This is a genomic window from Paenarthrobacter sp. R1, assembly GCF_030264015.1.
GTDB lineage: Bacteria > Actinomycetota > Actinomycetes > Actinomycetales > Micrococcaceae > Arthrobacter > Arthrobacter ureafaciens.
In genome coordinates this window covers 871071-893073 of record NZ_CP127115.1, presented here as the reverse complement: position 1 = coordinate 893073, position 22003 = coordinate 871071, and the positions used below count along the sequence as shown (strand labels likewise).

The window sequence follows — 22003 nt, the reverse complement described above, 5'->3', positions numbered from 1 at the left end:
AAGGGTAATGACTTTCCGCTTCTTGCTATTGAGAACAATTCTCAATTACGCTGGCTTTCATGCACATCACAGTCCTTAGCTCACTAGACACCCATTGCCGCGACTCTGCTGCTGCCCGGCTCGGCCGCACCCACGGCAACTCGGCGGTAGTCCTCCACGACCTCCTGGACGGGTCGCTCGTGCTGCGGAGGGTTTACCGGGGCGGCCAACTCTTTGAGCGGGAAACCACGGTTCTTGAGCACGGCTGCCTCAGCTGCACCGTCCGACTGGATGTGGTTCCGACCGCGGAGCGGCTCGCTTCCTGCGGGTTCGACCAAGTAGTCCTGGGACTCCCGCCGGGAGTCGCTGCAGCCATGGCGGCAGCCGAACTGAAGCAGGCCCTGGATGGTCGCATGGTCATCGACAACGCGGTGCTGGCAGTCGACCCCGCGGAGCTCGAGGACCACATGTGGGACCGGCACACCCTGTATGAATCCGGCTTCACCGCAATGCCCGAAGACGACCGGACCAGCGGTGAGTTCCTCATCGGAGAATTGGGCCACGTGGACTCCGTCATGCTGTTTCCGGGCCTCAGTGCCGGGCTGAGCGGTGAAACGCGGATTGACAGCGCGCATTGGCGGGCCGGCACCGAACTCGTTGGGCAGCTGGCGCCGCATGCTGCCGTCATTGGCTCCGCTGATAAGTTCACGCCGGGATGCTACGACCATGTCGAGGCAATCGCCCGGACCAGGCCCGGCGTGGTTCGCCGTCCACCGGACGATGCCACGGGGACGTTCAGCACCGTCCTCCACGCTCTGTCCAAGCCACTCCATCCGGGCCGTTTTCGTGAAGCCCTGCCGCAGCTGGCCGCCGGCACCCACTGGATGCGGGGCCGCCTTTGGATTGCCTCGGCCGCCAACATCCGGATCACAGTTCAGGGGATAGGCCCTCGCGTTTGGCTGGAAAGCACAGGGCCCTGGTCAGTCGAGGCGGCCGCACAGGCAAAGCCGCACACCGGCGTCGACATGGTCCTTGACGGTCACGCCCACCACGGCGACCGCGGAACCGTGCTGGCCCTAACCGGACGGTCGGAAGACGTGAACGCACAGGAAATCAGGCAGCTGTTGGATGGCTGCCAGCTGACCGAGGCGGAGATGGAGGCCCAACCCGCGGCGTGGGATGACCCGTTTGAGCTCAGCAAAGCCCTCTAGCCCTACAACACAAAGGAGAACATCAATGAAAGTCCGCAACTCGCTCCGTGCCTTGAAGAAGATTCCCGGAGCCCAGATCGTGCGGCGGCGCGGACGCACCTTCGTGATCAACAAGCAGAACCCGCGTATGAAGGCCCGGCAAGGCTAGCCGGGGCCACGGGGCGGGCCGGCGTTCATAAATATGACTTAGTGGTCCGCCCGCCCTGTCCGGGCTGTTTAATGGATGCATGCCCATCCTCAACAAAGACATGTCCCTGTGCATCTCGTTGGCTGCGCGACCCAGCAACATCGGGACCAGGTTCCATAACTATCTCTATGACCAGTTGGGCCTGAACTTCGTTTACAAAGCCTTTGCCCCCGCCGACATCACCATGGCGGTCGCGGGCATCCGCGGACTTCCCATCCGTGGAGCCGCAGTCTCCATGCCCTACAAGGAGCAGGTCATTGACCTGGTGGACGTCATGGACCCCTCAGCGAAGGCCATCGACTCCGTCAACACGATCGTGAACAATGACGGCGTCCTCACCGCCTACAACACCGACTACATTGCCATCGCGCGGCTCCTGAAGGACCACGAGGTGCCGACCAGCCACTCAGTATTGCTCCGGGGCGCGGGCGGGATGGCCAAAGCTGTGGCCGCCGCCCTCCGTGACGCCGGGTTCACCGACGTGACCATCGTGGCGCGCAACGAAACCACGGGCAGGGCGCTCGCAGCGCTGTATGGCTTTACGTGGCAGGACGACGTGAACGAATCCACAGCGGACCTCATTATCAACGTCACGCCGCTGGGCATGGCCGGTGCGGACGAGACTGCCCAGTCCTTCGACGACTCCACCATTGCAGCGGCGAAGATGGTGTTCGACGTCGTCGCCTTACCGTCTGAGACTCCGCTGATCGCTGCGGCGCGCCAGGCCGGCAAGCCCGTCATCACGGGAGCGGAAGTGATTGCCATCCAGGCGGAAGAACAGTTCGTTCTGTACACGGGCGTCCGTCCCACTCCCGAACAGGTCCGCGAAGCGTCGGTGTTTTCGCGGCGCCAAGCCTAAGGTCGGGCCCCGGGGCCCTCCCGCCAGCGCCCCGGGCCTGTGTCAGGCGCTGACCGGCTCCACGACGACGGCCACCCTCTCCTCCCCGATCCGGGTGAGGACCAGGGTGGCTGTCTTGGGTTTTCCGGCTTTCCCGGCAGGTTTGCCAGGCAGGAGTTGCTTGCGGAGCTCTTCCGGCGTGACCGCTGTTCCGCGCTTCTTGATGTCCAGTACGCCGATTCCGTTCGCTTTTACCCAGGCCTTGAGGGCTTTGACGTTGTATGGCATGACGTCCAGCACCCGGTAGGCGCGGGCGAAGGGCGTGTCGCGCAGCTCCGGCGCGCAGATGTAGGCAATGTGCTCGTCCACCAAGTGGCCGTTCAGCATTCCTGCCACATCCGCGACGAGGCCCGCCCGGATCACTGCGCCGTCCGGCTCGTACAGGAATCCCTCCACGGGCCCGACGGCGGCTGCCGGGCCGCCGTCGAAATCCTCACCGCTGGTGATCTCCGCAGCGCCCTGGGGGCCGATCACCAGGGCCGCCCGACGGACACCGGGCCGCGCCACTGCGTTGAACCACAGCGTTACCTCGGTGACGTCGCCACCTACGGACACCCACTGCGCTTCGCAGCCTGCGGGAACTGATTCGTGGGGCATGCCCGGACCCATCTTGACGCCGACGGCGCGTCCCGTGGCGGCAAGGCCTTCCACGAACGACAACGGCGGAGAGAAGGCTTCCGGGTCCCAGATCCGCTTGGTTCCGGAGGTGGACGTGGTGCGCCGTGCCGGATCAAGCCACACCCCGTCCACGCCGTCCAGGTCAACGGAGGTGGCATCGGAATGAAGGACCTTGGCGTGGGGGAACGGCATGAGGTTGATAGTGGCGCACGCGGCTGTGGTCTCGTCCATTTCAACGGCGGTGACGTTGATGTCCATGGAGGCCATTGCCATGGAATCGGCGCCCAATCCACAACCCAGGTCAGCTACGTGCAAAATCCCGGCCTTGGCGAAACGTTCGGCGTGACGTGCCGCAACGTTGAGCCTGGTGGCTTGTTCCAGGCCGGCCTGGGTGAAGAGCATCTGCCGGGCGAACTCTCCGAACTTTGCCTCCGCGCGGGTCCTGAGGCGGGATTGGGTAAGGACCGCGGCGACCAGCTCTGCCGGGTGCCCGGCCTTGCGCAGTTCCTGGTTCACTGCCATGGCGTCGGCCTCTTTGTAGGGCCCTAACGAGGCGAGAAGCTCCCATCCTTCGGTAGTCAGCAACGGCGCGAGGTGGTCCTGGGGAGCGTGGGGCATGCCATCCAGCCTAACGTTTATGACCTGCGGGCCGGGACCGGCCAGATCATCCGGATAGGGTTGTTTTCATGGAAGACACCGCAACCCCGCAGCCCTCCGACACCAACAATCCGGACGACCACAGTTCCGCCCGTTCCGGAGCCGAAGAGCATAGCCCCGGCCGGTCGCTTTCTACTTACGCCCGCCCGGCGTTGATCGCCGGCGTCGTCATCGCCGTCGTCTGCGTGGCGCTGTTGATCGTTATTTTCGCCTTGGATGCCTTCAACGCAGCTGCCTATTCCGTCTCCGGAAAAAACATTGGCGACGCGACGGACGAGGCCCGCGATATCCGCGAACTCCACAGCGGCGCCCGTGCAGGGGGAATCATCGGTTTGGTGATCTCCGGCGTCGTAGCTGTCGGCGCCGGCGTCGTGCTCTACCTGAACCGCGGAACAGCGGGCGGCAACGACGACGATGACTACGATCTCGAGGACCTCCGGGAGCAGTAATCCGGGTTCACCCATGACGAAATGCTGGCACTCACCTTGACCGAGTGCTAACGCCTTACATAGAGTCTTGTTAGCACTCTCCCCGTGAGGGTGCTAACCACTACCGCCAGGTACGCTGCCGGCACCGCGACGACGGTTGCACGCCTCGGCACCCTTGTTCTTAGTCCATGAATCAGCTCATGAAAAGGAGAGATCCGAGTGTCGGTCTCGATTAAGCCTCTTGAGGATCGTATTGTTGTTCGCCCGCTCGAAGCAGAGCAGACCACGGCTTCCGGCCTGGTCATTCCGGACTCCGCACAGGAGAAGCCGCAGGAAGGCGAAGTTGTTGCAATCGGCCCCGGCCGCTTCGATGACAACGGCAACCGCGTGCCGGTTGACGTAGCTGTTGGCGACGTCGTTATCTACTCCAAGTACGGTGGAACCGAAGTCAAGACCGGTGGCAACGAGTACCTCGTTCTGTCCGCCCGCGACGTCCTCGCGATCGTCGTAAAGTAACTTCCTGGAATCCCGCGCTGCAGGCCCGCTTGGAATATCTTCCAGCCGCCTGCGGTGCGGGTTTTCCGTTCTGAAAGGACACAACCATGGCAAAGCAGCTTGCGTTTAACGACGCTGCCCGCCGGTCCCTCGAGGCCGGTATCGACAAGCTCGCCAACACCGTCAAGGTGACGCTTGGTCCCCGCGGCCGCAACGTCGTCCTGGACAAGAAGTGGGGCGCCCCCACGATCACCAACGACGGCGTGACGATCGCCCGCGAAGTTGAGCTGGACGACCCCTACGAGAACCTTGGCGCACAGCTTGCCAAGGAAGTCGCCACCAAGACCAACGATGTTGCCGGTGACGGTACCACCACCGCCACCGTGCTTGCACAGGCCCTGGTCAAGGAAGGCCTGCGCAACGTTGCAGCCGGCGCCGCACCGGGCGAAATCAAGCGCGGCATCGAGGTTTCCGTCGAGGCCGTTGCCGCCCGCCTGCTGGAGAACGCCCGCGAAGTCGAAGGCACCCAGGTTGCCAACGTCGCTGCCATCTCCGCGCAGAGCGAAGAGGTTGGCGAACTGCTGGCGGAGGCCTTCGGCAAGGTGGGCAAGGATGGTGTCATCACCATCGAAGAGTCTTCCACCACCCAGACCGAACTCGTCCTCACCGAAGGCATGCAGTTCGACAAGGGCTACCTTTCCCCGTACTTCGTCACCGACGCAGAACGCCAGGAAGCCGTCCTCGAAGACGCCCTGATCCTGATCAACCAGGGCAAGATCTCCTCGCTGCAGGAATTCCTGCCGCTGCTGGAGAAGGCGCTGCAGGCCTCCAAGCCGCTCTTCATCATCGCCGAGGACATCGAGGGCGAAGCCCTGTCCACGCTGATCGTCAACCGCATCCGCGGCACGCTCAACGTTGTTGCCGTCAAGGCTCCCGGCTTCGGCGACCGCCGCAAGGCCATGCTGCAGGACATCGCCACCCTCACCGGTGCGCAGGTTGTTTCCCCGGACCTGGGCCTGAGCCTGGACACCGTTGGCCTGGAGGTGCTGGGTACGGCCCGCCGTATCACCGTCACCAAGGACCACACCACCATCGTTGACGGCGCCGGAACCGAGCAGGACGTTGCGGACCGCGTTGCCCAGCTCCGTGCTGAGCTCGCCCGCACCGACTCCGACTGGGACCGCGAGAAGCTGCAGGAACGCCTGGCCAAGCTGGCCGGCGGCATCGGCGTCATCAAGGTTGGCGCTGCTACCGAAGTCGAGCTCAAGGAAAAGAAGCACCGCATCGAGGACGCTGTTTCCTCTACGCGTGCCGCCCTTGAAGAAGGCATCGTTTCCGGCGGTGGCTCGGCCCTCATCCACGCCCTCAAGGCCGTGGACGAGGACCCGGCCGTCAAGGCACTCGAAGGCGACGCCGCCGCTGCGGTTGGCATCGTCCGCCGTGCACTGACCCAGCCGCTGCGCTGGATTGCCCAGAACGCAGGCTTTGACGGCTACGTTGTGGTTGCCAAGGTTTCCGAGCTCGAGGCGAACCACGGCTTCAACGCCAAGTCCGGCGAGTACGAGGACCTGACGGCTGCCGGCATCATCGACCCCGTCAAGGTCACCCGCTCTGCCCTCCGCAACGCCGCTTCGATCGCTGCCCTGGTTCTCACCACCGAGACCCTGGTTGCCGAGAAGCCGGCCGAGGAAGAAGACGCACACGCAGGCCACCAGCACTAGGCTGCCTGCCCCAAAGAGCCCCGGTCACGCCCAGTGGCCGGGGCTTTTTGCTGCCTCGCCGCGGCTGCAAACCGTCCCTCTATCACCTCCCGCCCGCTTTCGGGCGTCCCCCTATCACCTCCCGCCCGCTTTCGGGCGTCCCCCTATCACCTCCCGGTCCCGGCCGACGTCATTGGTGCGGAAGCCCGGCAACCGGCTGATTCTTTGCGTGGAATGCGTCACATTGCGGTCGGTAATCTTGACTAAGTATCCTTATTATCGTTTTGCCTCGTCACAGCAGTGTTGGTCCTCCGGGCGCAGCCCCGGCACGGTCCCGATCCTTAGTGCAAGGTGCGCTGATTGGCGTTCCCCGGCGCCTCCGGGCAAGCCACTTGACTGGGTCGCATGCTCCAAACCGCATATGATGGAACCTTTGCAAAATAGCCCCTGAGGAATCGCCTAACGTGTCTGCATCAACGATCCAACAGCCCGCCCGTCCCGACAGGCGGGCTCATGGACCCGTTGCCAAGTCAAAGTTCCGCCCGGAAATACAGGGTCTCCGTTCGCTCGCGGTCCTCATGGTGGTCAGCTACCACATCTGGATCGGCCGCGTCTCCGGCGGTGTGGATGTTTTCCTGCTGATCTCGGCGTTCCTCATGACGCTCCAGTTCACCGGGCGCTACAAGCAGCGCCGTCCCATGGACTTGGTCAGGCACTGGCTGCACCTGTTCCGGCGCCTGCTGCCGGCCGTCGTCGTCGTTCTGCTTGGCACCTTGGCCGCCACCTTTGTGTTCCTGCCGCCCACGCGGTGGGTGGAAGTGGTGAACCAAGGCTGGGCGTCGTTGTTCTATTTTGAGAACTGGCTGCTCCAGACGCTGGCGGTCAATTACTACGCAACAGACCACAGCCTCGCCAGTCCGCTCCAGCACTTCTGGTCGCTGTCCATCCAAGGGCAGGTTTTCATCCTGTGGCCGGCCATTTTCGCCGCTGTGGCAGTGGTGTGCCGGAAGTTCCAGCTCCGTTACCGGGCGTCGTTGGCCTACGTGTTCGCGCTGATCTTCATCGCTTCGCTGACGTACTCCATCATCTTCACCGCGAACAACCAGGCAGTGGCCTACTTCGATACGTTCGCCCGGCTATGGGAATTTGCCTTGGGAACCTTGGTTGCCTTGATCCTGCCTGCCCTGGACTTCTCCAAACCCGTCCGTGTGGTGATGGGTTGGGTGGGGGTCGCCGCCATGCTCAGTTGCGGCATCCTCCTGCAGGTGCAGACGGCATTCCCGGGCTTCGTCGCACTGTGGCCAACCCTTGCCGCCGTTGCCGTCATCGCGGCAGGCCAAACGGGCAGCCGCCTCGGCGTGGACCGCATCCTGAGCTCAAAGTTCCTCGTCCGCCTGGGGGACAATTCCTACGGGCTGTATCTGTGGCATTGGCCCATCCTGGTGATCTACCTGGCGTGGAGCGGCAAGGACCACGCCGGTTGGTTGTCCGGCTCGGCGATCATTGCCCTTGCTTTGGGCCTGGCATTCCTTACCACCAAGTACGTGGAGAAGCCGTTCCGCGAATGGAAGTGGCCGGAGGTGAGGCGGCGCCGCGCTGCCATCTCCATCGCTGTGTGCCTGGCAGTTGCCAGCGCTCCGATGGTGGGCTTCCAGTACAAGCAGTACCTTGACCAAAAAGCCGCTGAAACCCAGGCCTTCAATGACAATCCCGGCGCTCACGCGTTGCTTCCGGATTACGTCGATCTGGTGAGCGACGGAGCCAGGACCCTGCCCACGGCCGAGCAGTTGCCGGAGGATTGGGCCCGCCTGAACGGCACGTGCGAGGGCGCCGACAAACCCGAGGACAAGCTCCTCGCGGAGAACTGCCAGCAAAACGATGTTGGCGATGACGCCGTGAAGAACATTGTGGTGCTGGGGGATTCCCATTCGCAGCAATGGCTTGCGGCGCTTGGCCCCATGGCTGAAGCGCATCGCTGGAAGGTGACGGCACTCCTCCTGGGCGGCTGCCATTTCATGCCGGAAAACCCGGACGCGGAGGACCAGTGCAACGAGTTCAACTCTGCGGCATTCCGCTACGTGGCGTCCCAGACTCCGGACGCGGTGTTCATGGTGGGCACCATGGCGTCCCCGTCGTCCCCGGATGAAAAGCTTGTTTATGGTTTCGACCAGACCGTCACCAACCTCAACGACCTCGGCATCCAGGTGGTGGCCGTCCGCGACAACCCCCGGTACGACTACAACGTGACCGAGTGCGCCCTCGCCAAGGGCGTGGACAGCGCCGAGTGCAAGTCGGACCAGCCCGATGTCCTTGCACCAACCAGTCCGTTCGCCCAAGTACAGGGGACCTTCGGTAACGCCGCGTTCCTGGACATGACCGATTTCCTGTGTGACGGCACCACATGCCCCAGCGTCATCGGCAACGTGTTCGTCTACCTTGACGACAACCACTTGTCCCGGACTTACGTCAAGAGCATGGGCGATATGTTCTCCGAGAGGTGGTTTGCCGCGACTGGATGGGCGCAATGACGGAACAGACAATAAGCACGACGGCGGAGTGCACCTTCCGCCCGGAGGTCCAGGGCCTGCGGGCCCTGGCCGTGTTGATGGTCGCCACGTACCACATCTGGCTCGGCCGGGTGTCGGGCGGGGTGGACGTATTCCTGCTCATCTCGGCATTCCTGCTGACGCTGTCCTTCACCAGGAAACTTGAAGGTGGCAGGCCCCTGCGCCTGCTGCAGCACTGGCTGCACGTGTTCAAGCGCTTGCTGCCCGCCGTCGTCGTTGTGCTGCTGGGAGTCCTCACTGCCACGTGGGCGTTTGTTCCGCAGAGCCGCTGGCCGGACGTTCTGGCGGAGGCCTGGGCCTCTTTGCTGTACCGGCAGAACTGGCAACTGGCTGATTCCGCGGTGGACTACTATGCGCAGAACCATTCAGGCGCCAGCCCCCTCCAGCATTTCTGGTCTTTGTCCATCCAAGGGCAGGTCTTCATCCTGTGGCCGTTGATCTTCGCCGCCGTGGCCCTGCTGCAGCCCTTCCTTGCCAAGGTTTTGCCCGGCAGGAAGGCAGTGGGCCACCGGTCTCTGCTCCTGATGGCGTTCGGGGCCGTCTTCGTGGCGTCGCTGGTGTACTCCATCGACCAGACGGCCAACAACCAAAGCTACGCCTACTTCGACACCCGCACCCGGCTGTGGGAATTCGCGCTGGGATCCTTGCTCGCTCTGGCGTTGCCGTACCTGAAACCGGGTCGCAAGCTCCGCGTGGTCCTCGGCTGGGGCGGCCTGGCTGCCATGCTCTCCTGCGGACTGGTGCTCACGGTTGACCGTTCGTTCCCCGGCTTTGTTGCCCTGTGGCCCACCCTGGCCGCGGCCGCAGTGATCGTGGCAGGGCAAAGCGGAAGCAGGATCGGAGCCGACCGCTTCCTTGCCTCCCGCCCGCTGGTCATGGTGGGGGACAACTCCTACGCCTTGTACCTGTGGCACTGGCCGGTCCTGGTGTTCTTCCTCCTGGTGACGGAAACCGCCACGCCCAACCTGCTGCAAGGACTGGCCATCATGGCCGTTTCCATGATCCTGGCGGTGGCCACCACCCGGTTCGTGGAACGTCCCATGCGCCGCTGGGAGTGGCCCAACGTGCGTTCCTGGCGTGCCGCCGTCGTGATTGCTTCCTGCGGTGCCCTGCTCGCGCTTCCTGTCACCGCCTGGCAGGGTGCCATCTCGGCTGAGGGGGCGGCGATCGCCGACCAGCCCATGGAGCTGACCCCGGGTGCCGCTGCGCTGGCACCGGACAAAGCCGGGCAGCCGACTCCCGAAGCGAAGATCATCCCGGCGCCGGCCGCCATGAAGGATGAGTGGGCGGACATCGACGGCCTCTGCACCGGCGATAACGTCCCGTCGGATCCTCTGCTGGAGGGCTGCCTCCAGAACGATCCGCCGGAAGTCACCACCAAAAAGATCGTGGTCCTGGGTGACTCGCACGCGCAGCAGTACATGGCGGCACTGGGCCCGATCGCCAAAGCGCATGGCTGGGAAGTCGTGACGCTCCTGAAAGGCAATTGCCGGTTCGGCGCGGAATCCACAGAACGGCCGGACGACTGCAATGCGTTCAACAAAGCCAGCGCGGACTACGTCCTGGAACACAAGCCTGATGCCGTGTTCACGGTGGCATCCCTGACCCACGTCACTGAACCGTTTGAAACAGAGGTCCCGGGCTACCTGGAAGGCATCAAGCCCTTTACCGATGCCGGAATCGACGTCGTGGGTGTTCGGGACAATCCGCGCTTCAGCATCAACATGCCGGAGTGTGTCCAGAAGAAGGGGCCGGATTCCCCCGACTGCAACGCGCCATTGGAGCACTCGTTGGCGGCGTCCTCGCCATTGGACGACTACGCGGGCAAGGTGGACGGGCTGTACCTGGTGGACATGAGCGATTTCATTTGCGCGCAGGGTACGTGTCCGGCCGTGGTGGGCAATGTGTACGTCTACAAGGACGACAACCACCTCACCAAAACCTATGTGCAGAGCATGATTCCCATGTTCGAAGAAAGGCTGCTGGCCGCGACGGGTTGGGCTACTTCCCGGTAGCCATGGGTGCCCTCCGCGGTTGAAATGCACGACGGCGGCCTGCCGCCAGTGCCGTTGCTCACACTCAGCTGCCGCGGAATATGGCGATCGCCGCGGAGGTTCTAGTATTTATCCAACACTTCTGCACAGGCCAGTCCCGTAATGACGGGCTGGTCATCAGTTGCAACCCCTACCACTTCCAGTCCCCAAACCCAGGTAAGAGGCGCACTCATGACCCAGCCCGAACACGATCCCTTTGGCTTCGTAGGCCTCACCTACGACGACGTCCTGCTGCTGCCCGGCCACACGAACGTCATCCCGTCCGAGGCCGACACGTCCTCGCGCATCTCCAAGCGCATCACGGTCCAGACGCCCTTGCTCTCGGCAGCCATGGACACCGTGACCGAGTCCCGCATGGCCATCGCCATGGCGCGCCAGGGCGGCCTCGGTGTTGTCCACCGCAACCTGTCCATCGATGACCAGGCAGAGCATGTGGACCGCGTGAAGCGCAGCGAATCCGGCATGATCACCAACCCCGTGACCATCGGCCCCGAGGCAACGCTGCTGGAACTTGATGAGCTGTGCGCCCGTTACCGCGTCTCCGGCCTTCCCGTGGTGGACACCGACGGCCGTCTCCTGGGCATCGTGACCAACCGCGACACCCGCTTCGTTCCCGAATCGGATTTCCCGCTGCGCAGCGTCAGCGACGTCATGACCAAGATGCCGCTGGTCACCGGCCACGTCGGGATCAGCCGCGAGGAAGCTTCGCACAAGCTGGCCACCAACAAGATTGAAAAGCTGCCGCTCGTGGATGACCAGGGCCGGTTGAAGGGCCTCATCACCACCAAGGACTTCACCAAGGCCGAGCAGTACCCGCTGGCCACCAAGGACGATGAGGGCCGCCTGCGTGTCGGTGCGGCCATCGGCTTCTTCGGTGACGGCTGGGAGCGCGCCATGAAGCTCATCGACGCCGGCGTGGATGCGTTGTTCGTGGACACCGCGAACGGCCACTCCCAGGGCGTGCTGGACATGATTGCCCGGCTCAAGTCCGATCCCGTTGCCGCGCACGTTGACATCATTGGCGGCCAGGCAGCCACCCGTGAGGGAGCCCAGGCTCTGATCGACGCCGGTGCCGACGGCATCAAGGTGGGTGTCGGTCCCGGTTCCATCTGCACCACCCGCGTGGTGGCCGGTGTTGGCGTTCCGCAGATCTCTGCCATCTACGAATCCGCGAAGGCCGCGATTCCGGCTGGCGTTCCGCTGATCGCCGACGGCGGCCTCCAGTACTCCGGCGACATCGGCAAGGCGCTGGTTGCCGGCGCCGACACCGTGATGCTCGGTTCCCTGCTGGCCGGTTGTGAAGAGTCTCCTGGCGATCTCATTTTCGTCAACGGCAAGCAGTTCAAAAGCTACCGCGGCATGGGCTCCCTGGGGGCCATGCAGTCCCGCGGCAAGAACACGTCCTACTCCAAGGACCGTTACTTCCAGGCCGACGTTTCCGGTGACGACAAGCTCATCCCGGAAGGCATCGAAGGCCGCGTTGCCTACCGTGGGCCCCTGGCTTCGGTGGCGTACCAGTTGGTCGGCGGCCTGCGCCAGACCATGTTCTACACGGGCGCACCCACCATCCCGGAGCTGAAGGCGCGCGGCAAGTTTGTCCGCATCACCGCTGCAGGCCTGAAGGAATCGCACCCGCACGACATCCAGATGACGGTGGAAGCGCCGAACTACTCCCGCTGATTCCCTGCAGGATTGACGCGATCGAAGACTCCCCGTGGTGTTCCACGGGGAGTCTTTGCGTCCGGGCATGTTCCGCGGGCAACCGCGGTCCCTTCGCGGCTGGTGCCTTGGTGTCAGAGGGGAGGAATAGGCTGGGCGTATGTCAGAAAACCCAGGTGGCCCGGGCCGCGACCGGCCTATGCATCCGGAGTCCGTCCGGGTGACCAAGGCGCCGCCCCGGAAGCTGGCACTCCGGCCGTATGCACGCGCCGTCGGGCAGGTCCTGAAGGTCAGCTTCAAGGCCTCGCCCGCCGCCGTCATCATGAAGGTGGCCGGCTCGCTGATTTCAGCCACGCTGCCGCTGGTGACAACATACTTCGCTGCGTTGACCACAACGGCGCTGGCGGCCGGCTACGCAGGAGACCCCGACGCCGGTCCGCGCGCCATCCTGTACGTCGTCATCACGGCGGCGTTGGGACTGTTCTGGGGCGGCTTCAGCAGCGTTGACCGCTACATCCAGCAGCTCATGAGTTTCCGGGTAGGCGCAATCGTCGGCGACATGATGTATGAGCGCTTCCTTGCCTTGGAATTCTGGCGTTACGACGACAAGGAAACGGTAGACCTCTACGATCGTGCCAAGCGGTTCTCCGACTCCTATGCCCGCGTCCTTGACCGCATTGCCGCGATCTTCACGCAATTGGTTTCCGTTATCCTCGCCGTCGGAGCCTTGTTCCTGGTGAGCTGGTGGATTGCGGTGATCGTCCTGGTGGCGATCGTGCCCAGTGTCTATCTGCAGTTCAAACTTTCGCGTGAACAGATCGCCCACTGGAACACGCAGGTCGACTCCCGGCGGCAGCGCCGCATGATCGAACAGAACCTCCTGAGGCCGCAACACATTGCCGAGATGCGCCTCTACGGGATCGTGGGGTACCTTATGGGCCTCCGGTCGAGGTTGCGAGACGCGGACGAGCGCCGGCGCCTCGATTTCCAGAAGCGCTACATCCCCAAGCAATTGGCGGCCGACGCACTCCAGTACGGCGCCGAGGTGGTCTCGCTCATCTGGGTGGTCGGGCAGATCATTGCCAGGGCGCAGCCCGTGGGCCAGTTCCTCTACGTTCAGCAGATCGTGAGCCGGGCCCTGTCCACGGCCAACAACCTGGTGTCCTCGCTCAGCTCCATCGACGAAGACCTCGCCAACCTCAAGGACTACGAGCTCTTCATGACGCTGCCGGTGCCCACCGGCCACGAACCGCCGCTCCTGAAATCCCCGCAAACCGTGGAAATGAAGGACATCCGCTTCAGCTACACCGGCAGCGATATTGAAGTCATCAAGGGCATCTCGCTCACCATCAAAGCCGGGCAACACATCGCGATCGTGGGGGAGAACGGTGCTGGAAAGTCCACGCTGATCCGGATCCTGGCCGGGCTGTACCGGCCGGACTCAGGCCAGGTACTGCTCGACGGCGTCGACCTCGCCACCGTTGACGTGACCAGTTGGCACCGCCATCTGGCCGTGTTGAGCCAGGAGTTCCTCAAATACGAGTTCGCCACGGCCGCTGACAACATCTACCTGGGGGACGTCCAGCAACCCCGGGACGATCAGCGGATCAGGCGCGCGGCATCTGATGCTGAGGCCATGGACTTCATCAACAAGCTTCCCAACGGCTTGGACAACCACGTCAGCAACTGGATGGAGGATCCGCGCGGACGCAAGGGGAGCGGGCTGTCGGGTGGCCAATGGCAGCGCCTCGCCATGGCACGCAACTTCTACCGCGACGCATCCTTCATGGTGATGGACGAGCCCACCTCGGCCATCGATGCCCTGGCCGAGCACCGCATCTTCTCGCGGCTTTTCGCCGACCGCAGCAGTACCATCATCGCCATCAGCCACCGCCTGGCCACCATCGAGAAGGCTGACGTCGTCTACATGCTCGAGGACGGCCGGATCGCGGAGCAGGGAACGCATAAGGAACTTGTTGCGCTGCGTGGCCGGTACTTCCGGATGTTCGAGTCCCAGCTGTCAGTGGATGAGACCAGTCGGGCGGCTCCAGAGGCTTAGAGCGGTGGAAAACCGCGCGGCGTGCCGGGCGGTGCCTGGTTGCCGGAGGGGTCCAGTAGAGTTGTAGCCGTGACTTATGAGATTGAGATTGGCCGTGGCAAGCGTGGGCGTCGAGCCTACTCCCTGGATGACATCGCGATCGTTCCGAACCGACGGACGCGTGACCCGAAGGACGTCTCGGTCTCCTGGCAGATTGACGCCTACAAGTTCGACATGCCGGTGATTGCCGCTCCCATGGACTCCGTCATGTCCCCTGAAACGGCCATTGCCCTTGGCCGGCTGGGTGGCCTTGGCGTCCTTGACCTTGAAGGCTTGTGGACCCGTTACGAGGACCCGCAAAAGGTCCTCGACGAAATTGCCGGCTTGGCCGACGAAACCAGCAGCCCCGCTGTCACGCGGCGCATGCAGGACCTCTACCAGGCTCCCGTGCAGCCCGAACTCATCAGCTCCAGGCTCGCCGAGATCCGCGCAGCGGGAGTAACGGTTGCTGGTTCACTCACGCCGCAGCGCACCCAGGAGCACTACAAGACCGTGGTGGCTGCCGGCGTCGACATCTTCGTCATCCGCGGCACCACAGTCTCGGCTGAGCATGTCTCCAAGAACCACGAGCCCCTGAACCTCAAGCAGTTCATTTACGAGCTCGACGTTCCCGTGATCGTGGGCGGCGCGGCCGGCTACACCCCGGCGCTGCACCTTATGCGCACGGGCGCTGCCGGCGTCCTGGTCGGTTTTGGCGGCGGTGCGACGACCACCACCCGGCGTGCGCTTGGTATCCACTCGCCCATGGCCTCAGCCATCTCCGATGTTGCTGCCGCCCGGCGGGACTACATGGACGAATCCGGCGGACGGTACGTCCACGTCATCGCCGACGGCGGCATGGGCAGCTCCGGGGACATCGTCAAGGCGATCGCCATGGGCGCCGACGCCGTGATGCTCGGCAGCGCGCTGGCACGTGCCGAAGAGGCCCCCGGCCGCGGCTGGCACTGGGGTCCGGAAGCACACCACCTTGAATCACCGCGTGGGGATCGCGTCAACGTGGGAACCGTCGGTCCGCTGGAGGAAGTCCTGTTCGGACCGGGTCACCACACCAACGGCACGTCCAACCTCATCGGAGCACTCCGCCGGTCCATGGCCACCACGGGCTACTCGGACTTGAAGGAGTTCCAGCGCGTGGATGTTGTGGTTTCGCCCTACGAAGGCAACTGATTTCCTGACGTGAAACGCCCCTGCTGGTCCCGGTCTTTACGGGGACCTGCAGGGGCTTTTTTCGTTGCCCGGGGAAGTTCTCCCCATCGCGTTGTGTTGCCCCCGCACGTAGTCTGGCAGCCGAAGAACTATTGCTGTCATGAATCGGGGGAAGTATGGCGCCGGGAATCTACGGGGCAGACATTACACAACTGAGGTCTCTGTCAAAGGTGATGGGAACATCGGGGAACACGCTGGCCAACCTCGAGCTCAACATCAACGGGATTGTGGCTTCGGCCGCCTGGAAGGGCGCGGACGGCGATCGGTTCCGGGCTGACTGGTCAAGCAAGATGCGGCCCATGCTGCACAAGGCCAGCGAGTCCCTGCGAATCCAGGCAAAGGCCCTCCTGGTCCAGGCGGATGAACAGGAGCAGGCCAGCCAGACAGGCTCCGGAACGTCGCCCGGCCAGGGCCCGACGCCGGCTCAGCCTTCCACGCCCTTCACCCCCGTGGTGGATGCCAACGGCAACACTGTCTACCAGTCCTTGAACTTTGCGGCTTCCGGCAGCGGCTTCATTGCTGATGTCCTCCTGAACAGGATGGCCCAAGGCGGCCTCCTGTCCCGGATGCCGTGGAGCGTCCTCGGTGCACAGTACGGGCAGATGCCGGGCGTGGGCTATGTGAGGGGCACCCAGCTGCTCAATGGCCTGTCCATGGTGGGCCGCGCCGCCGGTGTCCTGAGCGTTGTAGGCGGCGTTGCCCAGTTCGCCGACGGGTACATGCGCGGCGATGGATATGCCATGGCCGATGGTGGCATCACCACGGTCCTGGCCGCCGGCAGCTTCGTGCCCGTGGTGGGTCCCTTCTTTGCCGGGGCAAGCCTGGCCTGGGCGGGAATGGGGTTCCTCGCCAAGGGGCTCGGCTATGGATCCACCTCGGAAATGGTGGTGGACGGGGCCAAAGCCGTGGCCGGCGCAGTAGAGGACGGAGCCCAAGCCATTGCGGACGGAGCCAAGAAGGTGTGGGGCTGGCTCGGTGGTTGACCGGCAGTCCTGGGATAGCGTTGTACAGACGAACAACATGAGGATGGCATGACACAGACAGCAAACGTGGACACACTGCGACTGACCGATCACGAACTCCTGGCGTTGCTTGCCATGAACCCCACGCCCGCCGCGGAAAGATCCCGGGAGCTGTTCCGCCTTGCAGGCGTGAACCACCAGGACGTGCTGGAGCAGGCGGGAATCACCACCCTCCTTGTGCGTGGCCTGGCGGAGGTTGCCGGCGAGGACATCGTTCCCGTGGACAAGGGAGCCATTGTGGCTGCCGTGGTCTCTACCGCAGACGAGTGGCTGGAGATGGCTTTGGTGACGCCCACCAGCGACCATGTGCTGTTCATTGCGGGTTCTGAGCAAGGCGCCGTCCTGCTGAACCTCAGCCGTTACGGGGTTCATGAGATCCAGCCGGTTGATTCGCGCTCAGGGATGCTGTCACTGGGTGTTGCGATCGCCAAGCAATACTTGGTGGACGGCCCTGACGGACTACCCGCAGCCGCGATGATCAAGCACCACCGGGCCGGGGGTGAGCCTTTGGTCGCCAACCTCAAGGCCGGTGAAGACGGCAGTTGGACACTTGCTGAGGGCGACGGCGACAATCCGCCTACCCGTCCGGTGCCCGCAACGGAGGCCCTCGCTTCCTTCGAGGCCGCGCTGACCTTCGCATGAGTCAACAGTTCCACTCTCCAGGGCACCATTCCAGGCAATACCCCCTGGATTACTGGCTGTCCCGTGATGTCGCCCGGGCCACCCCGGAAGGCACGCAGTCGGTATTGCGAAACATGGCCTGGAACCAAGGCCAGTGGCGTGGCCTCGCCGTCGCTTGTGGCGGAAGCGGGGCCGCGCTGCTGGCGGCAGCACTGCTCATCCTGATCCTCGGTGGCCCGGCCGTCGGGATAGTCCTGTTCGCTGTGGCCGGGCTCGGCCTCCTCGGCGGTGCCGTGCTTGCGTTGCAAAAGCTGCGCGGCGTGCCCCGTATCAAAGCCGTGATGCAGTCCAGGGCGCCCGGAAAATTTTCCTCCGGGCTCGGGCTGGCCGCCTTCCTGGCCGTGGTGTTTGGCATCGGGCTGTTCCCGGTTGTGGCCCCGTTGCTTCAAGGAGGACCACTCCAAGTCCTCGCGTTCGTGGCGGCCTACGCGTTGATGCTGGTGGTCGTTGTGAGCCTGTTCGCGGTCCCTGCCTTCTTCTCCGAACACGCACGCGAGCACTTCCGCAGGCGCATCGACGCCGATCTGCAACTGCGCCGATACCTGGAAGAAATGGCCCTCACGTGGCAGGACACCCAGGGCGGCAGGGCATTCGGCCCGCTGTAGGGACCGGCGCGCCCAAGGATCTCCGGGAAACCGGCACTGCCGCGGGCGGCGGCCAACCAGTAGGGTAGTGGACTACCAGCTGTTGCGTTTGAGGAGGAGTCCGATGAGCAATATCGCAGGCGGTTCGCAGGTGAATTCTGCGGGAGCCCTAAGCCCCGAGTCCCGTGCCGCATCCATTGAAGCGTTGAAGGCCACTGCTGAGGCAGGCAAGGAACTGGACATCCTGATTGTCGGCGGAGGCGTCGTGGGCGCCGGCGCCGCGCTTGATGCAGTGACCCGTGGCTTGACGGTGGGCATCGTCGAGGCGCGCGACTGGTCATCGGGCACGTCGTCGCGATCCTCCAAACTCATCCACGGCGGCTTGCGGTACCTTGAGATGCTGGATTTCGCCTTAGTGCAGGAAGCGCTCCAGGAACGCGGGCTCCTGATCCAGACCATTGCACCGCACTTGGTCCGCCCCGTGCCGTTCCTGTACCCGCTGACGCGGCGCTTCGTCGAGCGGCCCTACGTCGGCGCCGGCATCATGCTCTATGACACCCTGGGCCTCACCTCCGGCCACAGCCGTGGCGTGCCGATGCACCGGCACCTCACCAAGCGCGGCACTCTTCGTGCAGCTCCCAGCCTCAAGGACGACGCGTTCGTGGGATCCATCCGCTACTACGACGCGCAGGTGGATGACGCGCGATTGGTGGTCAACGTCGTCCGGACCGCCGCGCACTACGGAGCCCATGCTGCCAACCGGCTACGCGTGGTGGACTTCCTCCGCGAGGGTGAGCGCGTGGTCGGCGCCAAGCTTGAGAACCAGGAGGACGGCGAGGTTTTCGAAGTCCGGGCCAAGCAAGTGGTCAATGCCACGGGCGTCTGGACGGACGAGACCCAGGCCATGGTCACCGATCGCGGCCAGCTCAAGGTCCGGGCATCCAAGGGGATCCACCTGGTGGTTCCCCGCGACCGTTTCCAATCAACCGTGGGTCTCATCCTGCGCACGGAAAAGTCGGTCCTTTTCGTTATCCCCTGGGGTCGCCACTGGATCATCGGCACCACTGACACCGACTGGACGCTGGATAAAGCGCACCCCGCAGCTTCCAGCAAGGACATCGATTACGTCCTGGAGCACGTCAACCGTGTCCTGAAACGCCCGTTGACCCGTGAGGATGTGGAGGGCGTCTATGCCGGGCTCCGGCCGCTCCTCGCAGGGGACAACGACTCGACGGCAAAGTTGTCGCGGGAGCACGTCGTGGCGCATCCGGTTCCAGGGCTCGTGGTGGTTGCCGGCGGTAAGTACACCACGTACCGGGTCATGGCCAAGGACGCCGTGGACGAGGCCACCCGGGCCATGGACGAGCGCGTCCCGCCGAGTTGCACGGATACCATTCCGCTGCTCGGAGCCGAAGGCTTCAAGGCAGCGTGGAACCGGCGCGCACGTTCAGCGGAGGAAGCCGGAGTCCACGTGGCACGGGTGGAGCACCTGCTGAACCGTTACGGCTCCATGACAGCCGAGATACTGGATCTCATTGCGCGGCAACCGGAATTGGCGGAGCCGCTGCCCGGCGCGGACGATTACCTGGCAGCCGAAGTGGTCTACGCAACCACCCACGAAGGCGCCCGGCATGTACACGATGTCCTGACGCGCCGGACCCGGATATCCATCGAAGCCTGGGACCGGGGTGTGTCCGCCGTTCCGGTAGTCGCTAAGCTGATGGGAGAAATCCTCGGCTGGAGCGACACCCAGCGCGAAAGCGAAATCAAGCATTACTTGGCAAGGGTTGAAGCCGAAAGGCTCAGCCAGGAGCAGCCGGACGACGAGTCAGCGGATGCGGCCCGCATGGGAGTCGATGACATCATTCCCCTTCGCTGACATTCGCTTGGCTCCGCCGGGGGACTCCGGCCGGGAGGCCGCATCTGGAGGGAACAGGACTTGGCAGAACCACTTGACCGGTATGACGCGGAACTCACAACGCCGCAGACCGTCATTCTTGAACTCGTTGCCGAGGACAAGAATGACGCTGCGGCACAGTTGGCCGGAAAGCTTTACGAAGCAGGCAGGATTACGGACCTTGACGGGTTCCTGAAGCAGGTTCAGTCGCGTGAACACCAGCTGGCCACCGGCCTTCCCGGCGGGATCGGACTTCCGCATGCGCGCAGCGAGTTCGTGGACCGGATCTCCATCGCCGTTGGCGTCACCAAGTTCGGGCACGCCCTGGACTTCGGTGCCACCGACGGTCCCGCCACCGTCATCCTCCTGATCGCCACCCCTGCAAGTTCCTTCTCCGACCATTTGGAAGTCCTTGCCACGTTGGCGAGGTCACTGTCCAAGGAGTCATTCCGGGAATCCTTGCGCCGGGCCCACGACACCGAAGTCATCGCAGAGCTCATCAACTCCTCCCTGGTGTTCTTCGACCACTGACCCCGTTTCGTTGTTCTACAGCCGGACGAAGTACGGTTAAGGGGTGTTGAAAACTGCGTTGAAACCCCGCTGGATCGCAGGATTGGTCTTTGCGCTCCTGCTCTCCGGGGTTTTTGTGCTGCTCAGCCAGTGGCAGCTCAGCCGTTCAGCACAGCACGAACCGGCCACACCGTCCTCCATCGAGGAAGTCAAACCCCTGGTGGACGTCCTGAAGCCGGGGCAGTTCTTCCCCGGTTCGGTGGAAGACCAGATGGTCACAGCCAGCGGCAGCTATGATCCGGGCAAGCAGGTGCTCGTCGAAGGCAGGCTGTACGACAACCGCAAGGGCTACTGGATCGTTACGGCCTTCGCCGTGGATAACGCTCCCAAGCTCAGCGGAGCAGCGGCCTCACCCCAAACCTGGATACCTGTCGCACGCGGTTGGGTGGCCGAACCCGACCAAGCCGGACCGCCGCCGTCGGGCCCCCTGACGTTGACCGGCCGCCTGCTGGCCTCTGAAGCACCACTGCCCAATGTCGACGCCGGTCCAGGCCGGGCATCGGCGGTTTCCGTCGCGGAGCTCATCAACAAATGGGACGTTTCCAGCTACCCCGGATTCGTCGCAGCCACCGCTGAATCGACGCCTACGGGCCCGGTTCCGGCGAACGAGGCCGTGAAGGCCCTGAACATCCCGGCCCAGCCGCCTGCCACGCAGATCAACTGGTTGAACTTGTTCTACTCGGTTGAGTGGGTGGTGTTCGCAGGCTTCGCCCTGTACATCTGGTGGCGCATGGTCGCCGATGACTACCGTCGGGACCTCGAGGGCGACGAGTTCGACGGTGGCGACTTTGACGACGACTTCGACGACGGCGGCCCTCACCACAGCGGCGAAGCGCACCACAGCGACGAACCGGCCGTCCAGGAATCCCAGCACTCTGAACCAGAACATAAGGTACAGCCATGATTGAACCCAAACCGGCCATCCAGCCCGAACAGTCCGGACCCAAGCCCAAGAAGCGGCGGTTCGGCGGAACCGAAGCGCAGATCCGTTCGGCCCTGAAGTTCTACAAAGTGATGGCTTACCTCACCGGTGCCATGCTTCTCCTGCTGTGCGCAGAGCTGGTGGCCCGCTACGCCTTCGGTGTCTCGCTGTTCGCCGGCGGGACAAACGCCGTGACCGGCCAGCCGTTCGGTTTCGGATTCGCCCAGTCTGAACCGAAGGGCGTCATCGGCGGATTCAACATTTCCACCACGGTGCTGATCGTCCACGGCTGGATGTACGTGGTGTACCTGGTTTCCAACTTCCGGCTGTGGTCGCTCATGCGATGGCCGTTCTCCAAGCTGATCCTGTTGGCGCTGGGCGGCGTGGTCCCGCTCCTGTCCTTCATTGTGGAGAAGAAGTTCCACGCGCAGGTCGAGGCGGAACTTGCGGCCAACCCGAAAGCGTCAAAGCGGTACTGAAAACGTCGTCCGTCCGCCGGGTGGTGTGAGATCGCTTACGGTGGGCCCGTTTTAGGCTCTATTTGACCGTCGGGGGCGTTCCCCGGCGTGC

General features: G+C 63.8%; 19 protein-coding genes. 18 read left to right on the top strand and 1 reads right to left on the bottom strand.

From position 1 onward, the window contains the following. Nucleotides 1–59: 59 nt before the first annotated feature. The 3 genes from QN084_RS04275 to QN084_RS04265 all read left to right on the top strand — a co-directional run bounded on the left by QN084_RS04275 (nucleotide 60) and on the right by QN084_RS04265 (nucleotide 2236). Nucleotides 60–1190, top strand: coding sequence for a GTP-binding protein (locus tag QN084_RS04275; RefSeq protein ID WP_021472471.1), 1131 nt, complete (start codon nucleotides 60–62; stop codon nucleotides 1188–1190). A 25-nt stretch (nucleotides 1191–1215) separates the two neighbouring features. Continuing rightward, nucleotides 1216–1338: a type B 50S ribosomal protein L36 gene (ykgO, locus tag QN084_RS04270; protein WP_021472472.1), complete on the top strand. Its 123-nt coding sequence runs from the start codon at nucleotides 1216–1218 to the stop codon at nucleotides 1336–1338. 79 nt (nucleotides 1339–1417) lie between these two features. Next, on the top strand, nucleotides 1418–2236 hold the full coding sequence (locus tag QN084_RS04265; protein ID WP_083261943.1) for a shikimate 5-dehydrogenase: 819 nt from the start codon (nucleotides 1418–1420) through the stop codon (nucleotides 2234–2236). Nucleotides 2237–2278: 42 nt separating this feature from the next. Here QN084_RS04265 and QN084_RS04260 read toward each other — a convergent pair whose 3' ends face one another. After that, entirely contained in the window at nucleotides 2279–3511 is a 1233-nt protein-coding gene (locus tag QN084_RS04260) for a THUMP-like domain-containing protein (protein WP_021472474.1), read from the bottom strand. A 68-nt stretch (nucleotides 3512–3579) separates the two neighbouring features. Here QN084_RS04260 and QN084_RS04255 point away from each other — a divergent pair, with 68 nt between their 5' ends. From QN084_RS04255 to QN084_RS04185, 15 genes are all read left to right on the top strand, one after another. Further along, nucleotides 3580–3999, top strand: a complete 420-nt coding sequence (locus tag QN084_RS04255; protein WP_021472475.1) for a hypothetical protein — start codon at nucleotides 3580–3582, stop codon at nucleotides 3997–3999. Nucleotides 4000–4197: 198 nt separating this feature from the next. Next, the gene (gene groES / locus QN084_RS04250; RefSeq protein ID WP_011775524.1) at nucleotides 4198–4494 is read left to right on the top strand and encodes a co-chaperone GroES; all 297 of its coding nucleotides are present in this window, start codon (nucleotides 4198–4200) and stop codon (nucleotides 4492–4494) included. Between the two features lie 86 nt (nucleotides 4495–4580). Next, nucleotides 4581–6194 (top strand): chaperonin GroEL, encoded by a 1614-nt coding sequence (gene groL / locus QN084_RS04245; protein ID WP_069695756.1) that lies wholly within the window; start codon nucleotides 4581–4583, stop codon nucleotides 6192–6194. 443 nt (nucleotides 6195–6637) lie between these two features. Continuing rightward, a complete protein-coding gene (locus QN084_RS04240; RefSeq protein WP_069695755.1) occupies nucleotides 6638–8701 on the top strand; it encodes an acyltransferase family protein in 2064 nt (687 codons plus the stop codon). Continuing rightward, entirely contained in the window at nucleotides 8698–10755 is a 2058-nt protein-coding gene (locus QN084_RS04235) for an acyltransferase family protein (protein WP_069695754.1), read from the top strand. The genes QN084_RS04240 and QN084_RS04235 overlap by 4 nt, the downstream gene beginning before the upstream one ends. A gap of 210 nt (nucleotides 10756–10965) precedes the next feature. Beyond that, nucleotides 10966–12474, top strand: coding sequence for an IMP dehydrogenase (guaB, locus tag QN084_RS04230; RefSeq protein ID WP_021472479.1), 1509 nt, complete (start codon nucleotides 10966–10968; stop codon nucleotides 12472–12474). Nucleotides 12475–12652: 178 nt separating this feature from the next. After that, entirely contained in the window at nucleotides 12653–14512 is a 1860-nt protein-coding gene (locus QN084_RS04225) for an ABC transporter ATP-binding protein (RefSeq protein ID WP_021472480.1), read from the top strand. Between the two features lie 69 nt (nucleotides 14513–14581). Beyond that, entirely contained in the window at nucleotides 14582–15718 is a 1137-nt protein-coding gene (locus QN084_RS04220; protein ID WP_021472481.1) for a GuaB3 family IMP dehydrogenase-related protein, read from the top strand. A 212-nt stretch (nucleotides 15719–15930) separates the two neighbouring features. Next, a complete protein-coding gene (locus QN084_RS04215; RefSeq protein ID WP_241650861.1) occupies nucleotides 15931–16740 on the top strand; it encodes a hypothetical protein in 810 nt (269 codons plus the stop codon). Between the two features lie 48 nt (nucleotides 16741–16788). Then, complete coding sequence (locus QN084_RS04210) at nucleotides 16789–17421, top strand: hypothetical protein (protein WP_062097422.1); 633 nt, start codon at nucleotides 16789–16791, stop codon at nucleotides 17419–17421. Beyond that, nucleotides 17418–18065, top strand: a complete 648-nt coding sequence (locus QN084_RS04205) for a hypothetical protein (protein WP_031216587.1) — start codon at nucleotides 17418–17420, stop codon at nucleotides 18063–18065. The genes QN084_RS04210 and QN084_RS04205 overlap by 4 nt, the downstream gene beginning before the upstream one ends. A 103-nt stretch (nucleotides 18066–18168) precedes the next feature. Continuing rightward, nucleotides 18169–19923 carry a glycerol-3-phosphate dehydrogenase/oxidase gene (locus QN084_RS04200; protein WP_069695752.1) on the top strand — a complete coding sequence of 585 codons (1755 nt, stop codon included), beginning with the start codon at nucleotides 18169–18171 and terminating at the stop codon, nucleotides 19921–19923. A gap of 60 nt (nucleotides 19924–19983) precedes the next feature. Next, complete coding sequence (locus tag QN084_RS04195; RefSeq protein WP_021472486.1) at nucleotides 19984–20472, top strand: PTS sugar transporter subunit IIA; 489 nt, start codon at nucleotides 19984–19986, stop codon at nucleotides 20470–20472. 43 nt (nucleotides 20473–20515) lie between these two features. Beyond that, nucleotides 20516–21415, top strand: a complete 900-nt coding sequence (locus QN084_RS04190) for an SURF1 family protein (protein WP_031216588.1) — start codon at nucleotides 20516–20518, stop codon at nucleotides 21413–21415. Continuing rightward, nucleotides 21412–21912: a DUF3817 domain-containing protein gene (locus tag QN084_RS04185; protein WP_021472488.1), complete on the top strand. Its 501-nt coding sequence runs from the start codon at nucleotides 21412–21414 to the stop codon at nucleotides 21910–21912. Before QN084_RS04190 ends, QN084_RS04185 begins: the two co-directional genes overlap by 4 nt. The last annotated feature ends 91 nt before the right edge of the window (nucleotides 21913–22003 follow it).

Coding starts and splice junctions, on each gene's coding strand:
- QN084_RS04275 (WP_021472471.1), top strand. CDS start 60: ATGCACATCACAGTCCTTAGCTCACTAGACACCCATTGCCGCGACTCT.
- ykgO (WP_021472472.1), top strand. CDS start 1,216: ATGAAAGTCCGCAACTCGCTCCGTGCCTTGAAGAAGATTCCCGGAGCC.
- QN084_RS04265 (WP_083261943.1), top strand. CDS start 1,418: ATGCCCATCCTCAACAAAGACATGTCCCTGTGCATCTCGTTGGCTGCG.
- QN084_RS04260 (WP_021472474.1), bottom strand. CDS start 3,511: ATGCCCCACGCTCCCCAGGACCACCTCGCGCCGTTGCTGACTACCGAA.
- QN084_RS04255 (WP_021472475.1), top strand. CDS start 3,580: ATGGAAGACACCGCAACCCCGCAGCCCTCCGACACCAACAATCCGGAC.
- groL (WP_069695756.1), top strand. CDS start 4,581: ATGGCAAAGCAGCTTGCGTTTAACGACGCTGCCCGCCGGTCCCTCGAG.
- QN084_RS04235 (WP_069695754.1), top strand. CDS start 8,698: ATGACGGAACAGACAATAAGCACGACGGCGGAGTGCACCTTCCGCCCG.
- guaB (WP_021472479.1), top strand. CDS start 10,966: ATGACCCAGCCCGAACACGATCCCTTTGGCTTCGTAGGCCTCACCTAC.
- QN084_RS04225 (WP_021472480.1), top strand. CDS start 12,653: ATGCATCCGGAGTCCGTCCGGGTGACCAAGGCGCCGCCCCGGAAGCTG.
- QN084_RS04215 (WP_241650861.1), top strand. CDS start 15,931: ATGGGAACATCGGGGAACACGCTGGCCAACCTCGAGCTCAACATCAAC.
- QN084_RS04210 (WP_062097422.1), top strand. CDS start 16,789: ATGACACAGACAGCAAACGTGGACACACTGCGACTGACCGATCACGAA.
- QN084_RS04205 (WP_031216587.1), top strand. CDS start 17,418: ATGAGTCAACAGTTCCACTCTCCAGGGCACCATTCCAGGCAATACCCC.
- QN084_RS04200 (WP_069695752.1), top strand. CDS start 18,169: ATGAGCAATATCGCAGGCGGTTCGCAGGTGAATTCTGCGGGAGCCCTA.
- QN084_RS04185 (WP_021472488.1), top strand. CDS start 21,412: ATGATTGAACCCAAACCGGCCATCCAGCCCGAACAGTCCGGACCCAAG.